15 protein-coding genes are annotated in these 19,026 nt (G+C 58.0%); 10 read left to right on the top strand and 5 right to left on the bottom strand.

Annotated features, from left to right (window positions below):
• Window positions 1–9: 9 nt before the first annotated feature.
• The 5 genes from urtC to ACXAEW_RS00645 all read left to right on the top strand — a co-directional run bounded on the left by urtC (window position 10) and on the right by ACXAEW_RS00645 (window position 4,280).
• Complete coding sequence (gene urtC / locus ACXAEW_RS00665) at window positions 10–1,134, top strand: urea ABC transporter permease subunit UrtC (protein ID WP_474939469.1); 1,125 nt, start codon at window positions 10–12, stop codon at window positions 1,132–1,134.
• A gap of 11 nt (window positions 1,135–1,145) precedes the next feature.
• Complete coding sequence (urtD, locus tag ACXAEW_RS00660) at window positions 1,146–1,895, top strand: urea ABC transporter ATP-binding protein UrtD (RefSeq protein ID WP_474939468.1); 750 nt, start codon at window positions 1,146–1,148, stop codon at window positions 1,893–1,895.
• Window positions 1,896–1,910: 15 nt separating this feature from the next.
• The gene (urtE, locus tag ACXAEW_RS00655) at window positions 1,911–2,600 is read left to right on the top strand and encodes an urea ABC transporter ATP-binding subunit UrtE (RefSeq protein WP_474939467.1); all 690 of its coding nucleotides are present in this window, start codon (window positions 1,911–1,913) and stop codon (window positions 2,598–2,600) included.
• Between the two features lie 26 nt (window positions 2,601–2,626).
• The gene (gene fmdA, locus ACXAEW_RS00650; protein WP_474939466.1) at window positions 2,627–3,883 is read left to right on the top strand and encodes a formamidase; all 1,257 of its coding nucleotides are present in this window, start codon (window positions 2,627–2,629) and stop codon (window positions 3,881–3,883) included.
• Window positions 3,884–3,947: 64 nt separating this feature from the next.
• A complete protein-coding gene (locus ACXAEW_RS00645; protein ID WP_474939465.1) occupies window positions 3,948–4,280 on the top strand; it encodes an FmdB family zinc ribbon protein in 333 nt (110 codons plus the stop codon).
• A gap of 73 nt (window positions 4,281–4,353) precedes the next feature.
• Here ACXAEW_RS00645 and ACXAEW_RS00640 read toward each other — a convergent pair whose 3' ends face one another.
• Both ACXAEW_RS00640 and ACXAEW_RS00635 read right to left on the bottom strand, forming a co-directional pair.
• Window positions 4,354–7,401 carry an efflux RND transporter permease subunit gene (locus ACXAEW_RS00640; protein WP_474939464.1) on the bottom strand — a complete coding sequence of 1,016 codons (3,048 nt, stop codon included), beginning with the start codon at window positions 7,399–7,401 and terminating at the stop codon, window positions 4,354–4,356.
• A gap of 3 nt (window positions 7,402–7,404) precedes the next feature.
• The gene (locus tag ACXAEW_RS00635; protein ID WP_474939463.1) at window positions 7,405–8,652 is read right to left on the bottom strand and encodes an efflux RND transporter periplasmic adaptor subunit; all 1,248 of its coding nucleotides are present in this window, start codon (window positions 8,650–8,652) and stop codon (window positions 7,405–7,407) included.
• Window positions 8,653–8,728: 76 nt separating this feature from the next.
• Between ACXAEW_RS00635 and ACXAEW_RS00630 the strand changes: the two genes are divergently transcribed.
• Entirely contained in the window at window positions 8,729–9,169 is a 441-nt protein-coding gene (locus ACXAEW_RS00630; protein ID WP_474939462.1) for a potassium channel family protein, read from the top strand.
• 169 nt (window positions 9,170–9,338) lie between these two features.
• Here the strand turns inward: ACXAEW_RS00630 and ACXAEW_RS00625 are convergent, their stop codons facing one another.
• Both ACXAEW_RS00625 and ACXAEW_RS00620 read right to left on the bottom strand, forming a co-directional pair.
• Window positions 9,339–10,415: an MBL fold metallo-hydrolase gene (locus ACXAEW_RS00625; protein ID WP_474939461.1), complete on the bottom strand. Its 1,077-nt coding sequence runs from the start codon at window positions 10,413–10,415 to the stop codon at window positions 9,339–9,341.
• A gap of 227 nt (window positions 10,416–10,642) precedes the next feature.
• Window positions 10,643–11,320, bottom strand: coding sequence for an FMN-dependent NADH-azoreductase (locus ACXAEW_RS00620; RefSeq protein ID WP_474939460.1), 678 nt, complete (start codon window positions 11,318–11,320; stop codon window positions 10,643–10,645).
• A gap of 380 nt (window positions 11,321–11,700) precedes the next feature.
• Between ACXAEW_RS00620 and ileS the strand changes: the two genes are divergently transcribed.
• The 4 genes from ileS (at window position 11,701) to ACXAEW_RS00600 (ending at window position 18,556) form a co-directional block, all read left to right on the top strand.
• Window positions 11,701–14,610: an isoleucine--tRNA ligase gene (gene ileS, locus ACXAEW_RS00615; RefSeq protein ID WP_474939459.1), complete on the top strand. Its 2,910-nt coding sequence runs from the start codon at window positions 11,701–11,703 to the stop codon at window positions 14,608–14,610.
• 367 nt (window positions 14,611–14,977) lie between these two features.
• Window positions 14,978–16,279 (top strand): hypothetical protein, encoded by a 1,302-nt coding sequence (locus ACXAEW_RS00610; RefSeq protein WP_474939458.1) that lies wholly within the window; start codon window positions 14,978–14,980, stop codon window positions 16,277–16,279.
• A gap of 149 nt (window positions 16,280–16,428) precedes the next feature.
• The gene (locus tag ACXAEW_RS00605) at window positions 16,429–17,508 is read left to right on the top strand and encodes a LysM peptidoglycan-binding domain-containing protein (protein ID WP_474939457.1); all 1,080 of its coding nucleotides are present in this window, start codon (window positions 16,429–16,431) and stop codon (window positions 17,506–17,508) included.
• A 10-nt stretch (window positions 17,509–17,518) separates the two neighbouring features.
• Window positions 17,519–18,556, top strand: a complete 1,038-nt coding sequence (locus ACXAEW_RS00600) for an ABC transporter substrate-binding protein (RefSeq protein WP_474939456.1) — start codon at window positions 17,519–17,521, stop codon at window positions 18,554–18,556.
• Between the two features lie 21 nt (window positions 18,557–18,577).
• Here the strand turns inward: ACXAEW_RS00600 and ACXAEW_RS00595 are convergent, their stop codons facing one another.
• Window positions 18,578–18,985: a hypothetical protein gene (locus tag ACXAEW_RS00595; RefSeq protein WP_474939455.1), complete on the bottom strand. Its 408-nt coding sequence runs from the start codon at window positions 18,983–18,985 to the stop codon at window positions 18,578–18,580.
• Between the last annotated feature and the right edge of the window lie 41 nt (window positions 18,986–19,026).

Below are 19,026 nucleotides of genomic sequence, written 5' to 3'. Positions count from 1 at the left end.
GAGCCAGCCATGAAAGCACACGCACTCTTCACCCGCTCCGAGATGATCGGCTTTGCCATCTTGGCCTGCGTCATATTCTTCCTTTTGCCGGCCGTTCTGGACACGTTTCGTCTGAACCTCTTTGGCAAGTATCTCACCTATGCGTTTGTCGCAGTCGGCCTTGCATTGTGCTGGGGGGCAGGGGGCATCCTCAGCCTGGGCCAGGGCGTCTTTTTTGGACTGGGCGGTTATTGCATGGCGATGTTCCTCAAGCTTGAGGCGTCGACCCCGGAGAACACGGCCATCCAATCCACGCCCGGCATCCCGGATTTTATGGACTGGAACCAGCTCACCGCCCTGCCATGGTGGTGGGAGCCCTTCCACTCGCTTGGATTTGCGCTGTTTGCCGTGGTGGCCGTACCGGTTGTCTTTGCCTTTGTGATCGGGGTTGCGATGTTCCGCCGCCGGGTGGGCGGGGTCTATTTCGCCATCATCACCCAGGCCTTTGCCGCGATCCTGACAATCCTGATCATCGGCCAGCAGGGGTTCACCGGCGGTGTCAACGGTATCACCGATCTGCGGACACTGCTGGGGTGGGACATCCGCACCGATGAGGCCAAGGAAACCCTCTACTACGTCAACGGCATCCTTCTGTTTGCGGTGCTGTTTGCAGCGCAATTCGTGCGCAGGTCCAAGCTCGGTCGCCTTCTGATTGCCATGCGCGATCAGGAAGACCGGGTGCGCTTCTCCGGTTACGACGTGGCCAGTTTCAAGATCTTTATCTTCTGTCTGGGCGCGGCCTTCGCCGGGATCGGCGGGGCGATGTTCACCCTGCAGGTCGGTTTCATGTCTCCGACCCTCGTGGGCATCGTCCCCTCGATCGAGATGGTGATTTTCTGCGCGGTCGGAGGGCGTATGTCGATCCTTGGCGCGGTCTATGGCGCGCTTCTGGTGAACTGGGCCAAGACGACCTTTTCCGAGAGTTTTCCCGAATTGTGGCTCCTGGGACTGGGCGGGTTGTTCATCGGCGTTGTGATGGCCTTCCCAAATGGTCTGGCGGGCATCTGGTCGGAAAAGATCGAACCGCGCCTGTTGAAACTTGTCAGGAAATCACCCGCGCCCACAGCGGCGCAGCAGCGCACGCCAGCGGAATAGGAGCCCAGGCAATGACCACGATGAACGATAAATACGTGCTCCGCGTCGAAGGGCTGACGGTCAGCTTTGACGGCTTCAAGGCGGTGAATGACCTCAGCTTCTATGTGGAACCCAATGAATGCCGGGTGATCATCGGACCCAACGGGGCAGGTAAAACCACAGTTCTGGATCTGATCTGTGGCCGCACCAAAGCCACCGAAGGGTCAGTCAAATTCAAAGGTCAGGAACTTCTGGAGATGCGCGAGGACCAGATTGTACACGCGGGTGTCGGTCGCAAGTTTCAGACACCGTCGGTCTACGAGGATCTGACGGTGTTTGAAAACCTCGAACTCTCTTACCCCAAGGGGCACGGGGTCTTTGGGGCGCTGGCCTTCAAACGGGACGAGGCCGTGAAAACCCGCATAGAGGAGATCGCCACTACGATCTTCCTGGACGATCAACTGGATGAAAAGGCCGCCTACCTCAGCCACGGGCAAAAGCAATGGCTTGAGATCGGCATGCTGCTGATTCAGGACCCGGAACTCTTGATGCTGGACGAGCCGGTTGCGGGCATGTCGGTGGCAGAGCGCAAGAAAACCGCAGAGCTTTTGAACCGCATTATCGCCGACCGCAGCGTGATCGTGATCGAACATGACATGGGCTTTGTCGAAGACATCGCCACCCGCGTCACCGTTCTGCACCAGGGCAAGACCCTGTCCGAAGGGTCCATGCAGCGGGTCCAGAATGATCCAAAAGTCGTCGAAGTTTACCTCGGTCACTGAGAAAGGAGAACCACAATGCTGAATGTCAGCGATCTGCGCGCCGCCTATGGCGAATCCGAGGTTCTGCACAGTCTGGATCTGGACGTGAAGCGGGGTGAAATCGTCGCCATCATGGGGCGCAACGGCATGGGGAAAACCACGCTGATGAAGACCCTGATGGGGATCGTGCCGGAAAAAAGCGGTGCGATCACCGTGGGCGATACCGCCATCACCGGTATGAAATCCCACCAACGGGTTGCCAATGGAATTGCCTATGTGCCGCAGGGGCGGATGATCTTTTCTGCGATGACGGTGCAGGAAAACGTTGAAACCGGCCTGACGGTGACAGGTCAGTCCAAAGTCCCCGGCGATATATACGAGCTGTTTCCCGTGTTGCTGGAAATGAAGAACCGCCGGGGTGGCAACCTGTCGGGTGGGCAACAGCAACAGCTGGCCATCGCCCGCGCGCTGGCCTCCAACCCCAAGGTTTTGCTGCTGGATGAACCCACCGAAGGGATCCAGCCGTCCATCATCCGCGAAATGGCCCGTACCCTGCGCAAAATCCGCGATCAGAAGGGGCTCACAATTGTGGTCTCTGAACAGGTGCTCAGCTTTGCGCTCGATGTGGCCGACCGGGTGATGGTCATCGAGAACGGCGAATTTGTCCACGACAGCCCCCGCGACGGAATTGATGAGGCCAAGGTCTCCAAATTCCTCTCCGTCTAACCTATTCAAAACAGGGAGAAAGAAAGATGCCCGACACGCTTTATACCGGAACCGCCTCGGATACGTTGATCTCGGTCGACCTGAGCGAGAGCCCCCACACCAATGAAAATGTCCACAACCGCTGGCACCCGGACATTCCGATCAACGTCTGGGTCAATCCCGGCGATGACTTCAAGGTGGAAACCTATGACTGGACCGGCGGTCAGATCAAAAACGACGATGACGCCTCGGACGTGCGGGATGTGGAACTGGAGCAGGTGCACTACCTCTCTGGTCCCATCGGCGTCAAAGGCGCAGAACCGGGCGACCTGCTGGTGGTTGAGATCCTCGACATCGGCGCCAAGGAAGAGATGAACTGGGGCTTTAACGGCTTCTTCTCCAAACAAAACGGCGGCGGCTTTCTGACCGAACATTTCCCGGAAGCCCAGAAATCCATCTGGGATTTCCACGGCATGTTCACCTCATCCCGCCACGTTCCCGGTGTGAAATACGCGGGTCTCATCCACCCCGGCCTGATCGGCTGTTTGCCGGATCGCAAAATGCTGGAAACCTGGAACACCCGCGAAACGGCGTTGTTCAACACCGATCCAGACCGGGTGCCGACACTGGCCTGTTTGCCCAATACGCAAAGCGCGCATATGGGCGCGCTCAAAGGTGAGGAGCGAGACAAAGCCGCCGCCGAAGGGGCCCGCACCGTGCCGCCGCGTGAACATGGCGGCAACTGCGACATCAAGGACCTCAGCCGCGGCTCCACCTGTTACTTCCCGGTCTATGTGGACGGCGCAGGCCTTTCCATGGGCGATCTGCACTTCAGTCAGGGCGACGGTGAAATCACCTTCTGCGGCGCGATCGAGATGGCGGGCTGGCTGCATATCAAAGTCGAGCTGATCAAGGGCGGTATGGAGAAATACGGGATTAAGAACCCGATCTTCAAACCCTCGCCGATCACGCCGAAATACGATGACTACCTGATCTTTGAAGGGATCAGCGTCGATGAAGAGGGCACCCAGCACTATCTCGACGTGCATGTGGCCTATCGCCAGGCCTGTCTGAACGCGATCGAATACCTGAAAAAGTTCGGCTATTCCGGCGCGCAGGCCTATGCGATCCTCGGAACCGCACCGGTTCAGGGGCATATCTCCGGTGTGGTGGACGTTCCAAACGCCTGTGCAACCCTGTGGCTGCCAAATGACATCTTTGAATGGGATTTGATGCCCAATGCGGCAGGTCCGCAGAAATTCCTGGATGGTTCCGTCGATATTCCTCTGGCGCCAGACCTCTGATGCTCCCCCCCCTGGCGGCGCAACACGCGCCGCCTTTTTTGACCCATTTGCCAAGGATCTACCGATGCCGATCTATGAATACTGGTGCGACGACTGCGGCCCGTTTGAAGCCCTGGGCAAAGTCTCCGCCTTTGATCAGCCCTGCACATGCCCGGACTGCGGAAGCGAAAGCCCGCGGGTGATTTTAACCGCGCCCAGCCTCGCGACGATGGACAGCAATCGCCGCCACGCCCACGCCACCAATGAACGCTCTGCCGACAGCCCCAAACGCAGCGGTCACCATGGGCCAGGCTGTGGCTGCTGCGGAGGGGGGCAGAAAAAGAACAGCAAGACCCTCTATCGCCCTGATGGTTCCAAGAGCTTTCCAACAAAACGCCCCTGGATGATCTCGCATTAGCGCGCCAACCGTTCAAAATGCCAAAGGCGCCAGGGAAACCCTCCGGCAGGTCGTTACCCGCCGGAGGACGCATTTAGCCTTCAACCTCATCCATCCTGATGCGGAAGAAGATCGCATAAAGCGTGGGCACCACGATCAGGGTCAGGATGGTGGCAAAGCTCAGACCGCAGATGATCACCACGGCCAGTGATTTGAAGAACGGATCCCAAATCAGGGGGACAACGCCCAGAACCGTAGTCAGAACCCCCAGCGACACCGGTCGCACGCGGCTGACAGCTGCGTCCACAACGGCCTGCATCCGGGCCTTGCCATCGCCAATCTGACTGTCGGTTTCATCAATCAGAACAATCGCGTTCTTGATCAACATCCCTGTCAGCGACAGAACACCCAGAATGGCCATGAACTCCATCGGCGTCTGCGTCGCAGCAAGCCCCCAGACCACACCAATCAGCGCCAGAGGCACCGTCAGCCAGATGATCAGCGGCTGGCGCACGGCGTTGAACAGGAAGATCACCACCAGTACCATCGCACCAAAGCCAATCGGCATGGTCGAGGCCAGGCCAGCGTTTGCCTCGGCTGAATTGCCGTACTCGCCTTGCCACTCCAGCGTATAGCCGGGGGGCAGTTCAATGGCCTCGATCGGGGCACGTACGGCGGTGAACAGATCCCCGGACAGAACACCCGGCGCATTGTCTGACTGCGCGGTGATTGCCAGTTTTCGGTCGATCCGGCGCAGGTTCCCGGCTTCCAACACCACGTCAAACCGATCCACCACCTGGGTCATCGGGATGTAATCGCCGATGACTTGGGAGTAGATCTGGATGTTGCTGAGCTGGCTCACGTCGTTCCGCTCGGCTTCAACTGCCCGCATCACGATGTCCAGGAACTCTTCTCCCTCGCGGTAAACCCCAAGGCTTGCGCCGTTCAGATGGGTGTACATCGCGTTTGAGATTTCCCCTTGGGTAAGCCCCAGACGGCGCGCGTTCTCGGTGTTGATGACCGGGCGGATCACCGGCACCTGTTCGCGCCAGTCATCCTTGACGGCCACGGCACCGGCATCTGCCATGATCACCTTGGCCTGATCCGCCAGCCCCCGCAGAACAGCCGGATCGGGGCCCAGGAAACGTGCCTCGACCTTGGAGCCGCCACCAGGGCCCAGAACGAATTTCCAGACCTTGGTGTTGGAGTCTGGGTAGTTCTCGTTGATCCAGTTCTGCAGATCTCCCTGCAGCAGGTCGATCTGGGCAAAGTCTTCCACGTCGACCAGGATCTGCCCATAGGCCGAGTTCTGGTCCTCGCTCTCATAGACCAGCATGAACCGCAAATGACCGCTGCCGACGGATGTGTTTGTCGACGTCACACCGGGCAGGGTGCGCACGTGGTCGGCAATCTCCATGATGTCAGCTTCGGTTGCCTTTATGTCCGCTCCTTGCGGCAGGAAGAAATCCACCACGAACTGCGGCCGTGTCGAACTGGGAAAGAACCCCGGCGGGACGAAGGACAGCAACAGCATGGCCGAAATGAACAGCCCAACCACCACCGCGACGGTTGCATAGCGCATCCGGATTGCCAGATCCAGGAACCGGCGATAGGCACGCAGAACGATGTTTTCGTGTTCTTCACCGGTTTCTTTGCCGGGCTTCAAGAGCAGCGTGCAGAAATACGGGGTCAGCCAAATTGCCACGAGCCAGGAAAACAGCAACGAGATAGAGATGGTCCAGAACAGGCTGCCCGCATATTCCCCGGTATTGTCCGGCGAGAACCCAACAGGCGAGAAGGCCAGAAGCCCCACCACGGTGCCCCCCAGCAGGGGCCATTTTGTCTGGTTCACAATGGAGATGGACGCCTCGGCCGGGTTTTCACCCTTTTGAACGCGCACCAATGTGCCCTCGACCACCACGATGGCATTGTCCACCAGCATGCCCAGGGCAATGATCAGCGCCCCGAGTGAGATCCGCTGCATGTCCAGCCCATAGAGATACATGCCCATCAGGGTGCCCGCGACAGTCACCAAAAGGATGCCGCCCATCAGAATGCCCGAGCGCAGCCCCATAAAGATCAGCAGCGTTCCCACCACAATGGCCAGCGCCACAATCACGTTCATCACAAAGGCATCAACGGATTCTTTGACCGACACCGATTGATCCGAGATCGCAACAACGTCCATCCCGATGGGACGTTCGCTCTTCAGGCTGTCCAGCTTCTCCCACACAGCGCCGCCCATGTTCACAACGTTGCCGCCACGGGTGTTGGAAATCCCGATCCCTACGGCGGGCCGCCCATCGCGATACAGCAAAGATGTCGCCGGTTCTTTCAGCCCGCGGGTCACGGTGGCAATATCCTTCAGCCGGAAGGAAGCTCCGGTCTGGGGATTGGTAATCAACAGGTTGCTGATTGCATCCACCGTCGACACACCTGATCGTGCGCGCACTTCCAAACGGGTGCGCCCCGCCTGGATCGAACCGCCGGGTGTCACCAGGTTCTGACCTTCCAGAACCTGGCCGATCTGACTGGTCGAAAGCCCCAGACCCACCAGACGGGCCGGGGAGTAATCCACATGTATCACCTCATCCTGCACCCCGTTCAGAACCACTTTGGACACGCCATCCACGGTTACCAGCTCGCGCTGTAGATCTTTGGCGTATTCGTAAAGCTCCGTCATTGTATAGCCGTCACCAAGCACGGCCAGATAGACTGCATAGACGTCGCCAAAGTCGTCATAAACCTGGGTTTTCAACGCATTGGGCGGAAGGTCAGACTGTGCGTCGTCCACCTTGGCCCGCATCTGGGCAAAGCGTTCGTACAGCGCCGGATAGTCCGGGGTGGATTTGATCGTGAATTCCACTGTCACCGTGCTGACGCCGGGGGAAGAGACAGAGCGGACCTCATCAATACCCTGAAGCTGCTGCAGGGCGTTTTCAATCACCTCTGTCACCTCATCGGCGACTTCCTCGGCTGATGCGCCGGGGTAGGGGGTGATAATCTGTGCCTGACGCACAATGAATTCGGGATCCTCAAACCGTGGCAAGGCGTTATAGGCGAAGTAGCCGGCATAAAGGATCAAAAAGGTGCAGACAGCCGAAATCAGCCGTTTGGTAATGGCAAAACGGGCAAGATCCATGTCTTAGCCTCCAAAACGGGTGAAGGGACGGATCTCCATACCATCCTGGATCTGGCTGACCCCGGCGGCAATTACGCGGTCACCGACGGCCACGCCTTTGGTCACCGCGACCAATTCGCCTGCGGCTTCGCCAAGGGTGACGGGGCGTTTCGAAACGACATTGGCGTCATCCACAATCCAGACAAAAGGCGCGCCATCCGGAGTGGCGGCGATTGCTGTCAGCGGCACCTGCAGCAGCTCTGAGGTGGAGCCCGGGGCCATCAGGCTGACCCGTCCGGCCATGCCCGGAAGAATGATCACACCTTCAGGCTGGGGAACGGAAACACGTCCGCGATAGGTCTGGGTTGTCGCATCGGCCTGCAGAGCGAATTCCACAACCTCGGCCTCCATCACCTGACCGGGTAATGAATCCACCTCCGCCGAGGGGGAGATATTTTCCACTCCATTGGCCGTCAGCACGCTCACATCCGGGCCCGGTACGTTGAATGTCATGTGCAGGGGCTCCAGCTTTTGCAGCAGTGCAATGCTCTGGCCCGACTGGATATTGGTGAAATTGTCGATGTCGCGCCGGGCAATCAACCCGTCAAACGGGGCGACCAACGTGGCGTCGGTCAGGTTGTCCTTGGCAATTTGCAGCTGCGCCTCAACTCCGGCCAGTGCGGCCTCGGCAGCTGCAATCTCCTCGTCGCGCGCGCCTGCAAGGCCAAGGGCCAGCTGCTCTTTTTGCGCGTCAAGATTGGCTGCGGTCACCCGAAGGTTGGCCTCATCCTGATCCAGCGTCGCCTGCGCGCTCACGTTGCGTTCCACCAATTGCCGGGTCCGCTCGGCCTGTTCCAGGGCCTGATCATATTGCGCCTGCGCCGAGGCCACTGCGGCTTCAAGGGCGGCGATCTCTTCCGGCAACAACCCGGCGTTCAACTCGTCCAGCTGTGCCGCAGCCTGGTCGCGCTGGCTTTGCAGCTGCGCCACTTGTGTCTGGAAATCCCGCAGGTCGAGCTGCGCAATCATATCGCCTTTGGACACCTGCCTTGAGGCGCGGATCGGCAGCTCCAACACTGTGCCGCTCACCCGGAAGGACAGTTCCACCTCTTCCGCAGGCAGGACGATGCCGGGGTATGTACGTTTGACGTCTCCGGAGGACTGTACAACTTGAAAGACTTTGGCAGGTCTGGCAGCATCTTGGGCGACACTTGCGGATGCCGGCAGGAACAGGCAGGCCGCAGCGACAAAATATGACTTGAAATTAAACATTTAACAGCTCCGGGAAATGGGTGTTTAATCGCCACCATACCCAACGGGATTAACAAGCAAAGCGGTTTTTGAAAAAATGGAGCTATTACAGCAAATTTTACACGGGTCGGCTCTTCTGGTTGCCTGCGCGCTGATTCACGTTGTCGTCCTTGGCGGCAGCATCCGTTTTATCGTCGCCGTTGGAGAAAAACTGGACAAAACCGCAAGCTGGATCCACGACAATGTCATTCTCGCTGCGGGTGTTCTGTGCATGGTTCTGGCCCACGCGTTCGAGATCTGGCTTTGGGCGCTTACCTTCATGTGGGGCGGTGCGATCAAGGGGCTTGAGACCTCGTTCTACTTCGCGCTCGTGACCTATACCACCCTGGGCTATGGCGATGTCACGCTTGAGCCAGGCGACCGCATTTTTGCAACCTTTGCGGCGATAACCGGATTGTTGTGTTTCGGGATCAGCACCGCATTTTTGCTGGGTGTTATTGTCCGGCTCTTCCCGAATATCCCGTCAGGGCCCAAGTGATTTTTCACGATCCGTTGCATTTTGTCCGTACGGTCAATTGTTTCGCGTGCGAAACATTTTGACCATTTTGAGCGCCGCTCAGACCGGATGAAACGCCTCGCTGCCCCATAAAAAGGCGGCGTGAAAAAGGGGGGCGCAGGTCGCAGTGCTGCCATCCTCCCCCGTGACGTTAGTCCCGCGCAGTTTCCGCAGCCGTCGCGGGCGCGATGGCCGCTTCCTGTTCAAATCGCACCGCTTGGGCCAAAGCACAGTTTTCCAATACGTCAAACAGGGCAAACCCGTCGGCTCCGATGACAAAAGGATGCTCCGCACCGCCCTGACGATCAGCAAGTGCTGCCATTTTGGCTGCGGATCCGTCGCGGCGCGGGTGGTTGGACAGGAAGACATCGGTATGTTCCGCGTGGGCAAGATCGCGCATCCGGTTGGCCGAAGCCGCATAGATACGAAAGATCTTGGCACTGGAGCCAAAGTTGAACCCGGTCCCCCCCCACAGCATCGCCTGATGTGGCGTGCCGTTGTCATAGACCGTGAACATTGGCGAAACCGTGCCGGGAGTGTGGCCGGGGGTAACCCGAACAGTCAGCTTGCTGGTGCCGGCTGTCAGAACCTCGCCATCGGCCACTGTGCCGCCGGATTGCGGGGCCGGGCCAAACCGCGGATGTTCCGGGGTCATCTTGGCCAGGCGCCAGTCCGGGGCAGACATCAGGATCTCGAGGTTCAGATGGTCAGCCATAAAATCCGCACCGCCATAATGGTCCCCGTGGGCATGGGTAACCAGCACGTGTTTGATCGCCCTTGGGTCCAGCCCAAGGTGTTTCATCCCACCCAGAATATAGGTTTCGGCAGCTTCGTCACTGACCAGCCCGTCGATCAGGATATAACCGTCCTCGGTTCCGTAGAGCCAGGCAGAGACACCGGGCGTGCCCAGGAAAAAGAGGTTGTCAAACACCTGCATCGGCGGCAGCGGTGCGCGTTCTTGGCGACGTTGGGCTGCGCGCTCCTGACGCGGACGGGTGGCGTTTCGTGTGCGGGGGGCATTGACGTTGCGCATCACTTTGTCGAGCTGGCACAGGTCGCCATACCCCGGAAATCGTTCTGCCGCGGCACGGCCCTTTTCGGCAAAGGCTTCCGCACTGGGCAAGCCTTCCGTACGGGGGGAGCTGTCCGCCAGGGCGGATGAGGACAGAGCCGCGAAGCAAAGCGCGAGGCTGAGAACAGGTCTGGTGGCAAGGGTGAATTTACGCATGCAATGCATGGCTGCTCCCGTCTTGAACGTCGTGTTTATGTGGTGGGGAACGGCTTGAGGGAGCCTGTGCAACCCTCTGGCATGAACAGGCGTCCTATTGCCACAACTGGTCAGGTCGGAAAAGGGGGGAGTGGCGTTTCACTTGAATTTCAACGTCAAACGCTGGCCGAGGGGTCATGATGCCTCACCCTCCGGGGATCACGCCGGAAGGTGAGGGGCGTGTCGTTTTATTTCGCCGCCTGCGCCAAAGCAGAGGACCGCTGGACAGCCGCTGTTTGATCGCCTGCCTGATCGGCGGTCATCAGGGAGGGTTGGAACCGCACAACTTTGATCTCTTTGACTCCGACCAGTTCAAGCCACCATGTCAGATAGGCCGAATGGTAGTCCTCTCCGTATTTGGACTCCGCTCCCGGTGCAAAAACACCGGCTGTATAAAAAACGCGCGCGGTTTTACCCTGCAGCAACCCGCCATACCCATTTTCGGGGTCAAACCCAAAGGTCAGGCCCGGCTGGGTTATGATGTCGATGTATTGCTTCAGGCGATAGGGGATGCCCCCATTCCACATCGGCACCGAAAGGACATATTCATCGGCGCTGGTAAAGCGTTCGGTGATGGCCACGATCTGATCCCAGGCGGACTGGCGCGGGCCATCCATTTCCCCCACCCCAAAGAAGGTCATTTTGGCCGCTGCCTTATCGCCGTCAAACTCTGGCAGGTCTTCGGCCCAAAGGTCGATAACATCCACCACAAGGTTCGGATTGGACGCCTTTGCGGCCTCAAGATAGGCATTTGCAAGTTTCGAGGACTGCGAGTCCGCACCGCGGGGTGAGGCGACGATATGCAGGATGCGCCGGGCCGGGGCTTCGGGGGCGCGTTTGCCGAACAGGAATTTCAAGAGGTTCATAAGGGATCTCCGCAACTGTAACCATTTATTTGACTTAATGAGGGTTACTTAGTGCCGTAACCTGCAGGGCGCGCTCAAACAAGTTACATGATCGTGAGGTTTTGTAAGAAACACTGCTGGGGACAGTTGGCTGCCTGTGCATGTGACGCTGCAAATGCCCTGGATCCGCGTTGATTTTCGCCAGCTTCAACGCTTTACCCCGTTGATCACAGCCCCTATAAGGCGGCCCATGTCCCACCGTGCGGCCATCATTATTCGAATTATATACCCGGCGCTCTGATCCCTTTTGGGATCCTGCGAGACGCCGGGCAAAGGTGCTTGAGACTTCGCACCGATCCGAATATCCAAAATCCGACCAGATCATTCAAAGGACGCCACACATGTGCGCCGACACACCCGAATATAAAGACACGCTGAAACTGCCCCAGACCGATTTCCCCATGCGCGCAGGCCTGCCCAAGCGCGAGCCCGCATGGCTGGAACGCTGGGAGAAAATCGGCGTTTACGACCGCCTGCGTGAAAAAGAAGGTCGCACACCATTTACGCTGCATGACGGACCGCCCTATGCCAACGGGCATCTGCACATTGGTCACGCGCTGAACAAGACGATCAAGGATATGATCGTGCGCAGCCATCAGATGATGGGGTTTGACGCGCGGTATGTGCCGGGCTGGGACTGTCATGGTTTGCCGATCGAATGGAAGATCGAAGAGAAATACCGCAAGAAGGGCAAGAACAAAGACAACGTTCCGGTTGTTGAGTTCCGTCAGGAGTGCCGCGCCTTTGCCGATGAATGGGTGAAGATCCAGCGTGAAGAGTTCAAACGTCTGGGCATCACCGGCAATTGGGAAGATCCCTATCTGACCATGAACTATCACGCCGAGGCTGTGATCGCGGATGAGTTTATGAAGTTCCTGATGAACGGCACGCTTTATCAGGGCTCCAAACCGGTGATGTGGTCTCCGATGGAGAAAACCGCCCTGGCCGAGGCCGAGGTGGAATACCACGACAAGGAGAGCTTCACCATCTATGTGAAGTTCAAAGTGTCGAACCCGGACCACAAACACGCAGGTGCTCATGTGGTGATCTGGACTACCACGCCCTGGACCATTCCGTCGAACAAGGCCGTGGTATTTGGTGAAGACATTGCCTATGGCCTCTATGAGGTGACAGGCACGCCCGAGGAATGCTGGCTGAAAGTGGGTGAAAAATACCTGTTGGCTGATAATCTGGCCGCGGATGTATTCAAACGCGCCCGTTTGGAAGAAGATCAATATACCCGCGTGGCAGATGTTCCGGTGTCCGAGCTGGCGGATGCCCAGCTGGCCCACCCGCTGGCAGGGGCCGAAGGCTCCAATGGCGAATGGGACGACATCCGCGATTTCCGTGGTGCCCCGTTTGTGACCGACACCGAAGGTACGGGTTTTGTACACTGCGCGCCCTCCCACGGTATGGAAGAATTTGAGCTCTACCGCGATCTGGGCATGCTGGAGCAGGTCATCACCTATAACGTTATGGATGATGGTGGTTTCCGCGCGGATCTGCCGTTCTTTGGCGGCAAGTATATCCTCAACCACAAAGGCGGCGAGGGCGATGCCAACAAGGCGGTGATCGACAAGCTGGTCGAGGTTGGCGGCCTCTTGGCACGTGGCAAGATCAAACACAGCTACCCGCACTCCTGGCGCTCCAAAGCGCCGATCATCTATCGCAACACGCCGCAGTGGTTTGCCGGTGTGGATCGCAAGCTGGATGACGGCATGGGAGAAATGGGCGACACCATCCGCGAACGCGCCCTGCGCTCGATCGACGAATTGGTGAAATGGACACCGCAGACCGGCCGCAATCGCCTCTACTCCATGATCGAAGCGCGTCCTGACTGGGTCCTGTCGCGCCAACGCGCCTGGGGTGTGCCGCTGACCTGTTTCACCAAGAAAGGCGCGCTGCCGACGGATGCGGACTTCCTGCTGCGCAATGATGAGGTCAACGCCCGCATCAAAGCCGCCTTTGAAGAAAACGGTGCGGATGTCTGGTATGAAGACGGGTTCAAGGCGAAGGTTCTCGACGGTATTGCCGACCCTGAAGCCTATGATCAGGTGTTTGACGTTCTGGACGTGTGGTTTGATTCCGGTTCGACCCATGCCTTTGTGCTGCGCGACCGGGAAGACGGGACCGAAGACGGCATTGCGGATGTCTATATGGAAGGCACCGACCAGCATCGTGGTTGGTTCCACTCGTCGTTGTTGCAGGCCTGTGGCACCAAAGGCCGTGCGCCCTATCGCAATGTTGTGACGCATGGGTTTACCCTGGATGAGAAGGGCATGAAAATGTCCAAGTCCCTGGGCAATACCATCGTGCCGGAAGAGGTTGTGAAGCAATACGGCGCGGATATCCTGCGTCTGTGGGTGGCGCAGGTGGATTACACTGCAGACCAGCGCATCGGTCCGGAAATCCTGAAAGGCACCGCCGACAGCTACCGTCGTCTGCGCAACACCATGCGGTTTATCCTGGGCAATCTGGATGGGTTCACCGAGGAAGAGCGCATGCCCTATGCGCAGATGACCGAGCTGGAAAAGCTGATGCTGGACGGCGTCGCCCAGCTGGACGACGAGGTGCGCGAAGGCTACGCCAAGTTCGATTTCTCGGGCGTGTTCAACAAGATCTTCAACTTTGCCACCATCAACCTGTCGTCGATGTACTTCGATATCCGCAAAGACGTTCTGTATTGCGATCCGCTGGAGTCTGATCTGCGCCGGTCCTGCCGGACGGTTCTGGATATCCTGTTCCACCGGCTGACCACATGGCTTGCTCCGATCCTGGTGTTCACCATGGAAGAGATCTGGCTGGAGCGGTTCCCGGGTGATGAGAGCTCGATCCATCTTCAGGACTTCCCGGCGGCACAGCCAGAGTGGAAACATCCCGAGATGCGCAAACGCTGGCAGACACTGGCGTCGGTGCGGCGTGTGATCACCGGCTGTCTGGAGGTCTACCGTCAGGACAAGACCATCGGCGCGCCGCTGGAAGCGCACCCCAAGGTCTTTGTCACACCGGAGATTCTGGCAGAGATCAACGATCCGGCGCGGTTTGCTGATATTTGCATCACCTCGCAATTGGATCTGTCGACGGATCCGGTTCCAGAAGATGCGTTTACGCTGGATGATGTTCCGGGGGTCGGTGTGGTCTTTGCCAAGGCCGAGGGGGAGAAGTGCCAGCGTTGCTGGAAGATCCTGCCGGATGTTGGCACCCATGCCCATCCGGGTGTCTGCAAACGTTGCAATGATGCGCTTGGATAACCTTACGTAACTTAACGGTTTTAAGGGGCGCCCCGACCGGGCGCCCTTTTGTATTTCGGCTGCCACACCCGTGTATTCCCCGCAGTATCCCCTCGGTATCCCCGAAAATTTAAGACAATTTTGAGTGGTATTTTGGGGCGCCCGGCTGCTCCTTTTGCTTGTCTCGGAATCACGGGATCCGATAGCACGAGAGCGGCGGGTGAATTGGCGGTTTGCCTGTTGGGGTCGCTGAAGAGTGTGTGTGGTCTTGTGTTAACACACTAAATGTTGACCCAAATACTACGAGTGGTTAAGAAACCATTAACGAAATGTAGATTTTCGGTGGTAACTCGTGGGTGGGTACCGGTTATTGGGGGATGCATATTCTATGCAAAAGCATTTGAAGAACACGGACGCAAAGCCCGTGTCCGCTTCGCATGAGGCAGGCAGTGTTCAGGTCAAAAGCGTTTCGTCGACTGGAAATATCAAAATCGCGCTGAAGTCGACGCAGCAGAGCCCTGCCAAAGCGGCAGGTTCGGCAAAGTCGGAGAATAAGGCGAAGCAGTCTAAGGTTGTAACGTCTGCGGTGCAAAAAACGGATGCTGCCACATCCAAAGCTGCACCAAAGATCACCAAACCGTCCAAGGGTATGACACCCCAAAGCCTGGCCTCTGCCAGTGCTCAGGGGGAGAAATCCTTTGGCATGGCAGCGACGGCCAAATCCGGTTCGTCGTTGAAACCACTGGGGCTGGCCGCCGCCGCGTTGGGCGTGGTGGCGCTGGGCCTTGGCGTTTTGCAATTTGCTGGTGGTAAGTCGGAAGCGGTTGCACAGGGTGACGCCAGGCAGACGCCTGAGGCCACGCCTGCACCTTCTGCCCAAGTGGCAGCGGGCGCGCCGTCGCAGTTTGATCCCGAAACGGTTATCACCAAGGTGCAGCCGGTTGTGGCCCCGGTCGATATTGCGCAGGCTGAGGCAAAAGCACCGGGCACGCCGGATACGCCGCACTCCAAAACCGTTGTGGCCGAGATCATCGAGCCTGCGGTCGAGCCTGATAAGGCAGCCGTGGTTGCCCCGCAGCCAACGTCTGTAAACCCGACTGTTATAGCGGAGGCGCAGACGGTTGATCCTATGAAGCAGGCTATTGCGGATGCGATGGCGAAACTCGGGGGCGGCGGGTCCAAATCTGCTGTTACGGATCCTGTGCAAACCTCTGAGGGCAGCGCACCCGCGAAGCTGAAATTCGATACGACGTCGCTGTTCAAGGCGGATCCAAAACAGGTCGCCGCCTTTACGGCCCAAGCCAAGGACGCGAAACCCGCTGCTGTTTCGGAAACGGAGGCCGCGCCGCAGGTTCCGCAGCGTCATGTGGAAGCATTGGCGTCCTCGATAGCCACGGAGCCAAATGCGGATCTGATGGCGCGCATGACTGCAGGCACCTTGCAGGCGTTGCGCAGCCAATCTGCCCAAACCGGCCAAGCTGCCCCGTCCGAGGCCGAAACCAAGGCCGCTGTCAGCGATCTATATCGCCTGATCAGCGAGGCCACCAGCGCAGGCAAATCAGAAGCGCAGATCGCAGTGTCGCTGGTTGAGGCACATGCAAGCGGCGCGATCCAGGTTCCGCAAGGCTTTATCCTGCCGGACGGTCAGGTGGACACGCAGACGATCCTGAGTCTCTTTATCGCAAATTGAGGTTAGGCGGGCTGTAATGCCCTGATAACCAAATAAAAATGCCGAGGTGGGTGCGGTTAGTCGCGCCCTCCATTCGAAAAGATAACCTAAACTCTCATCAATTTGCGGCGTGCCAAACGCGCCGTGCTGCCACTTTTTCAGGGGGAACCATGAAGAATATCATTACCGCTGCTGCATTGGGGCTGGGCGCCCTGGCGGCCCAATCTGCTGCTGCACAGACCTGCGGCGGGGTCTATACGGTGCAATCCGGTGACAGCCTGTCGCTGATTTCGGATAGGCTGTACAAAGACGTCGGAAAGTGGAGCCTGATCCACACCCAGAACATCAAATCCATCGGCTCAAGCCCGAATGCGATCCGTGTTGGTATGAAGCTGGACATTCCCTGTATTGCGGGGCTGCCGACAGGTCTGGAGGGTGGTAAGGAAATCGCCGAGGCTGCGCCTGTGGCCGCGCGCCCGGTGAAGATTGCTGCAGGTGATGCGTCTGTGCGGACCAAAATAAACCTGCTGACGGCGGATGATTTTGAGCCCTTTACCGGCAAACAACTGCACGCCGGTGGTATCATGACCGAAATCGTAGATGCAGCGATGAAGGCGGTGAACCCGGCGGATGGCTATGCGATCCATTGGGTTGATCTTTGGACTGCGCATGAAGAGCCGCTGTTGTCCAACGCGCTTCTGGATGCCGGTTTCCCGTGGTACAAACCCGACTGTGACGGCAACCCTGAGGCGGATCGTTGTGTGAACTTCCACTTCTCGGACCCGATGTTCGAAGTGCTGGTGCTGATGTTCACCGACAAGGACCGTCCGCTGACCTTCTCCAAAGACGAAGATTTGTTCGGCAAAACCTTCTGCCGCCCCCAAGGGTATGAAGCCTATCTGTTTGAACAGGATGGTCGCCACTGGTTGCGTGACGGCAAAGTAAAATTGGTTCAGCCGCTCACGCCGACGGAATGCTACGAGATGGTTCTGGCTGGTGAAGCGGATGCGGCAGTGATGAATGAATTCACAGGCCGGGCCCATATCGCAGAACTTGGCCTGACCGACGAATTCTCCGTTGTGCCCCAGCCGATCTCAATTCAGGCGCTGCATGTAATTGTGCATAAATCACACCCGGAATCGGAACAGATCCTTGGCCTGGTGAACGATGGTCTGCGCAAGATCCACGAAACCGGCGAGTATCAGTCGATCATCGAGGATCACATGGCACGTATCTGGGCCGGGTTCTAAGGGGGCAGTGATGAAAAAGCTGTTTTTCCAAGGGGTTTTGGGCCTGAGTATGGCTCTGGGTATGGTCGCGGGGCTGGCGCCGACGTCCGCTTGGGCCATCTGTGATGTGAACTATTTGGCAAAACCGGGGGACAATCTGTTCTCGATTGCCGAAGAGCATTACGGAGACCGGGAACGCTGGAGCCTGATTTATTACCGCAACCAGCAGATGCTGGCGGAGACAACCGTGATTCCGGGGCGGACTTTGTTTATTCCCTGCCCAGAGGACGATGTTTCGCCGGACGCCACACCATTGCGCAAGGCGGATGCAGAGATGACCCTGCTGACCGGCGATAACTTTGGTCCGTTCTCGGGTCAGGATCTGCCGGGGCAGGGCATGGTGACCGAACTGGTCAACGCCGCGCTTGAACTGGCCCCCTCTCCGGTGAGCTATGCCGTCAGCTGGGAGACAGACTGGACCAAACATCTGTTCCCGATGCTGGACGAGAAGCAGTTCGATATGGGCTTTCCCTGGGTCAAACCCAACTGCGCGGCAAATCCGGGCCACGATCGGTGCGTCAAGTTCCACTTCTCAGACCCGGTGGTTACGATCCCGGTGATGTTGTTTGTGAACGTGGAGCGCCCGATGGCGTTTGAAAGCGCCTCGGACCTGGATGGCAAGACGATTTGCCGTCCCAATGCCTATTTCAACCATGATCTGGACACCACCGAGCGTGAATGGATGACACAGGCTGACATCTCTATTGTGGATCAGCGTCATCCGCGTGAGTGTTTTGCTTTGCTTCAGCGCGGAGATGTGGACGCGGTGGCCATGAACCTGTTCCTGGGTGCGGAAACCATCGTAAAGGAAGGGCTGCGTGACAGCGTTGTACCGCTTGAACGGCCGGTGTCAGAGGTTGGCCTGCATGTGGTCATCTCCAAATCGCACTGGCGTGGCACGTCGCACCTTTATCGTGTGAACGCGGGTCTGAAGGCCTTGCGGGAAAGCGGCCGGTTCGAACAGATCATGACCCGGCATTTGGAATCTTTCTGGACCAAGTTGCAGTAAGATTTCCCGCGTGTGAGCGACTTACATATAGTTGTTCACACGCATACTGTCGTAGCGCTGTTTCTCTGCCATGGCGCTTGCGGGCAGGGGACCTGCATAGATACCGCTGCGCAGGTCTCGCGCGGCGTCGATCATTTTTAATGTCTGATTACGATTTTTCGGATTGTTGATCCGGTTTTGGACTGCGTGTTCCATCGCCATATTTGAGGGAATGTAGCGCGCGGTGCGCTTTTCATACAGTTCCTGAGCTTTCTCCTGACGCGTAGCGCGGAGCGCCGCTGCTTTCTTACCCATTTTGCGGAACTCTGCGTCCGGGCAGGCATCCGCCTGTCTGACTTGGGTTGCGGCGCGGCCGTTTAAATGGCCGTTCAGTTTGCGGTAGACGCTGACGCTTGACACGCTGGATGCACCGTTCACTGCTGAGACCATAATCTTTACCTTTCCTAACAACTCTTAAATATGTTTTACGC

The organism is Epibacterium sp. ABZ3_068 (assembly GCF_056159265.1).
Note: the sequence above shows the minus strand (reverse complement) of the source record. Positions and strands in the feature narration are given on the sequence as shown.

What these genes read in the sequence shown, in the direction of transcription:
- ACXAEW_RS00645 (WP_474939465.1), top strand. Translation starts at nt 3,948, where the DNA reads ATGCCGATCTATGAATACTGGTGCGACGACTGCGGCCCGTTTGAAGCC.
- urtE (WP_474939467.1), top strand. Translation starts at nt 1,911, where the DNA reads ATGCTGAATGTCAGCGATCTGCGCGCCGCCTATGGCGAATCCGAGGTT.
- ACXAEW_RS00620 (WP_474939460.1), bottom strand. Translation starts at nt 11,320, where the DNA reads ATGAACCTCTTGAAATTCCTGTTCGGCAAACGCGCCCCCGAAGCCCCG.
- ACXAEW_RS00600 (WP_474939456.1), top strand. Translation starts at nt 17,519, where the DNA reads ATGAAAAAGCTGTTTTTCCAAGGGGTTTTGGGCCTGAGTATGGCTCTG.
- ACXAEW_RS00625 (WP_474939461.1), bottom strand. Translation starts at nt 10,415, where the DNA reads ATGCGTAAATTCACCCTTGCCACCAGACCTGTTCTCAGCCTCGCGCTT.
- urtC (WP_474939469.1), top strand. Translation starts at nt 10, where the DNA reads ATGAAAGCACACGCACTCTTCACCCGCTCCGAGATGATCGGCTTTGCC.
- ACXAEW_RS00635 (WP_474939463.1), bottom strand. Translation starts at nt 8,652, where the DNA reads ATGTTTAATTTCAAGTCATATTTTGTCGCTGCGGCCTGCCTGTTCCTG.
- fmdA (WP_474939466.1), top strand. Translation starts at nt 2,627, where the DNA reads ATGCCCGACACGCTTTATACCGGAACCGCCTCGGATACGTTGATCTCG.
- ACXAEW_RS00610 (WP_474939458.1), top strand. Translation starts at nt 14,978, where the DNA reads ATGCAAAAGCATTTGAAGAACACGGACGCAAAGCCCGTGTCCGCTTCG.
- urtD (WP_474939468.1), top strand. Translation starts at nt 1,146, where the DNA reads ATGACCACGATGAACGATAAATACGTGCTCCGCGTCGAAGGGCTGACG.
- ACXAEW_RS00595 (WP_474939455.1), bottom strand. Translation starts at nt 18,985, where the DNA reads ATGGTCTCAGCAGTGAACGGTGCATCCAGCGTGTCAAGCGTCAGCGTC.
- ACXAEW_RS00640 (WP_474939464.1), bottom strand. Translation starts at nt 7,401, where the DNA reads ATGGATCTTGCCCGTTTTGCCATTACCAAACGGCTGATTTCGGCTGTC.
- ACXAEW_RS00630 (WP_474939462.1), top strand. Translation starts at nt 8,729, where the DNA reads ATGGAGCTATTACAGCAAATTTTACACGGGTCGGCTCTTCTGGTTGCC.
- ileS (WP_474939459.1), top strand. Translation starts at nt 11,701, where the DNA reads ATGTGCGCCGACACACCCGAATATAAAGACACGCTGAAACTGCCCCAG.
- ACXAEW_RS00605 (WP_474939457.1), top strand. Translation starts at nt 16,429, where the DNA reads ATGAAGAATATCATTACCGCTGCTGCATTGGGGCTGGGCGCCCTGGCG.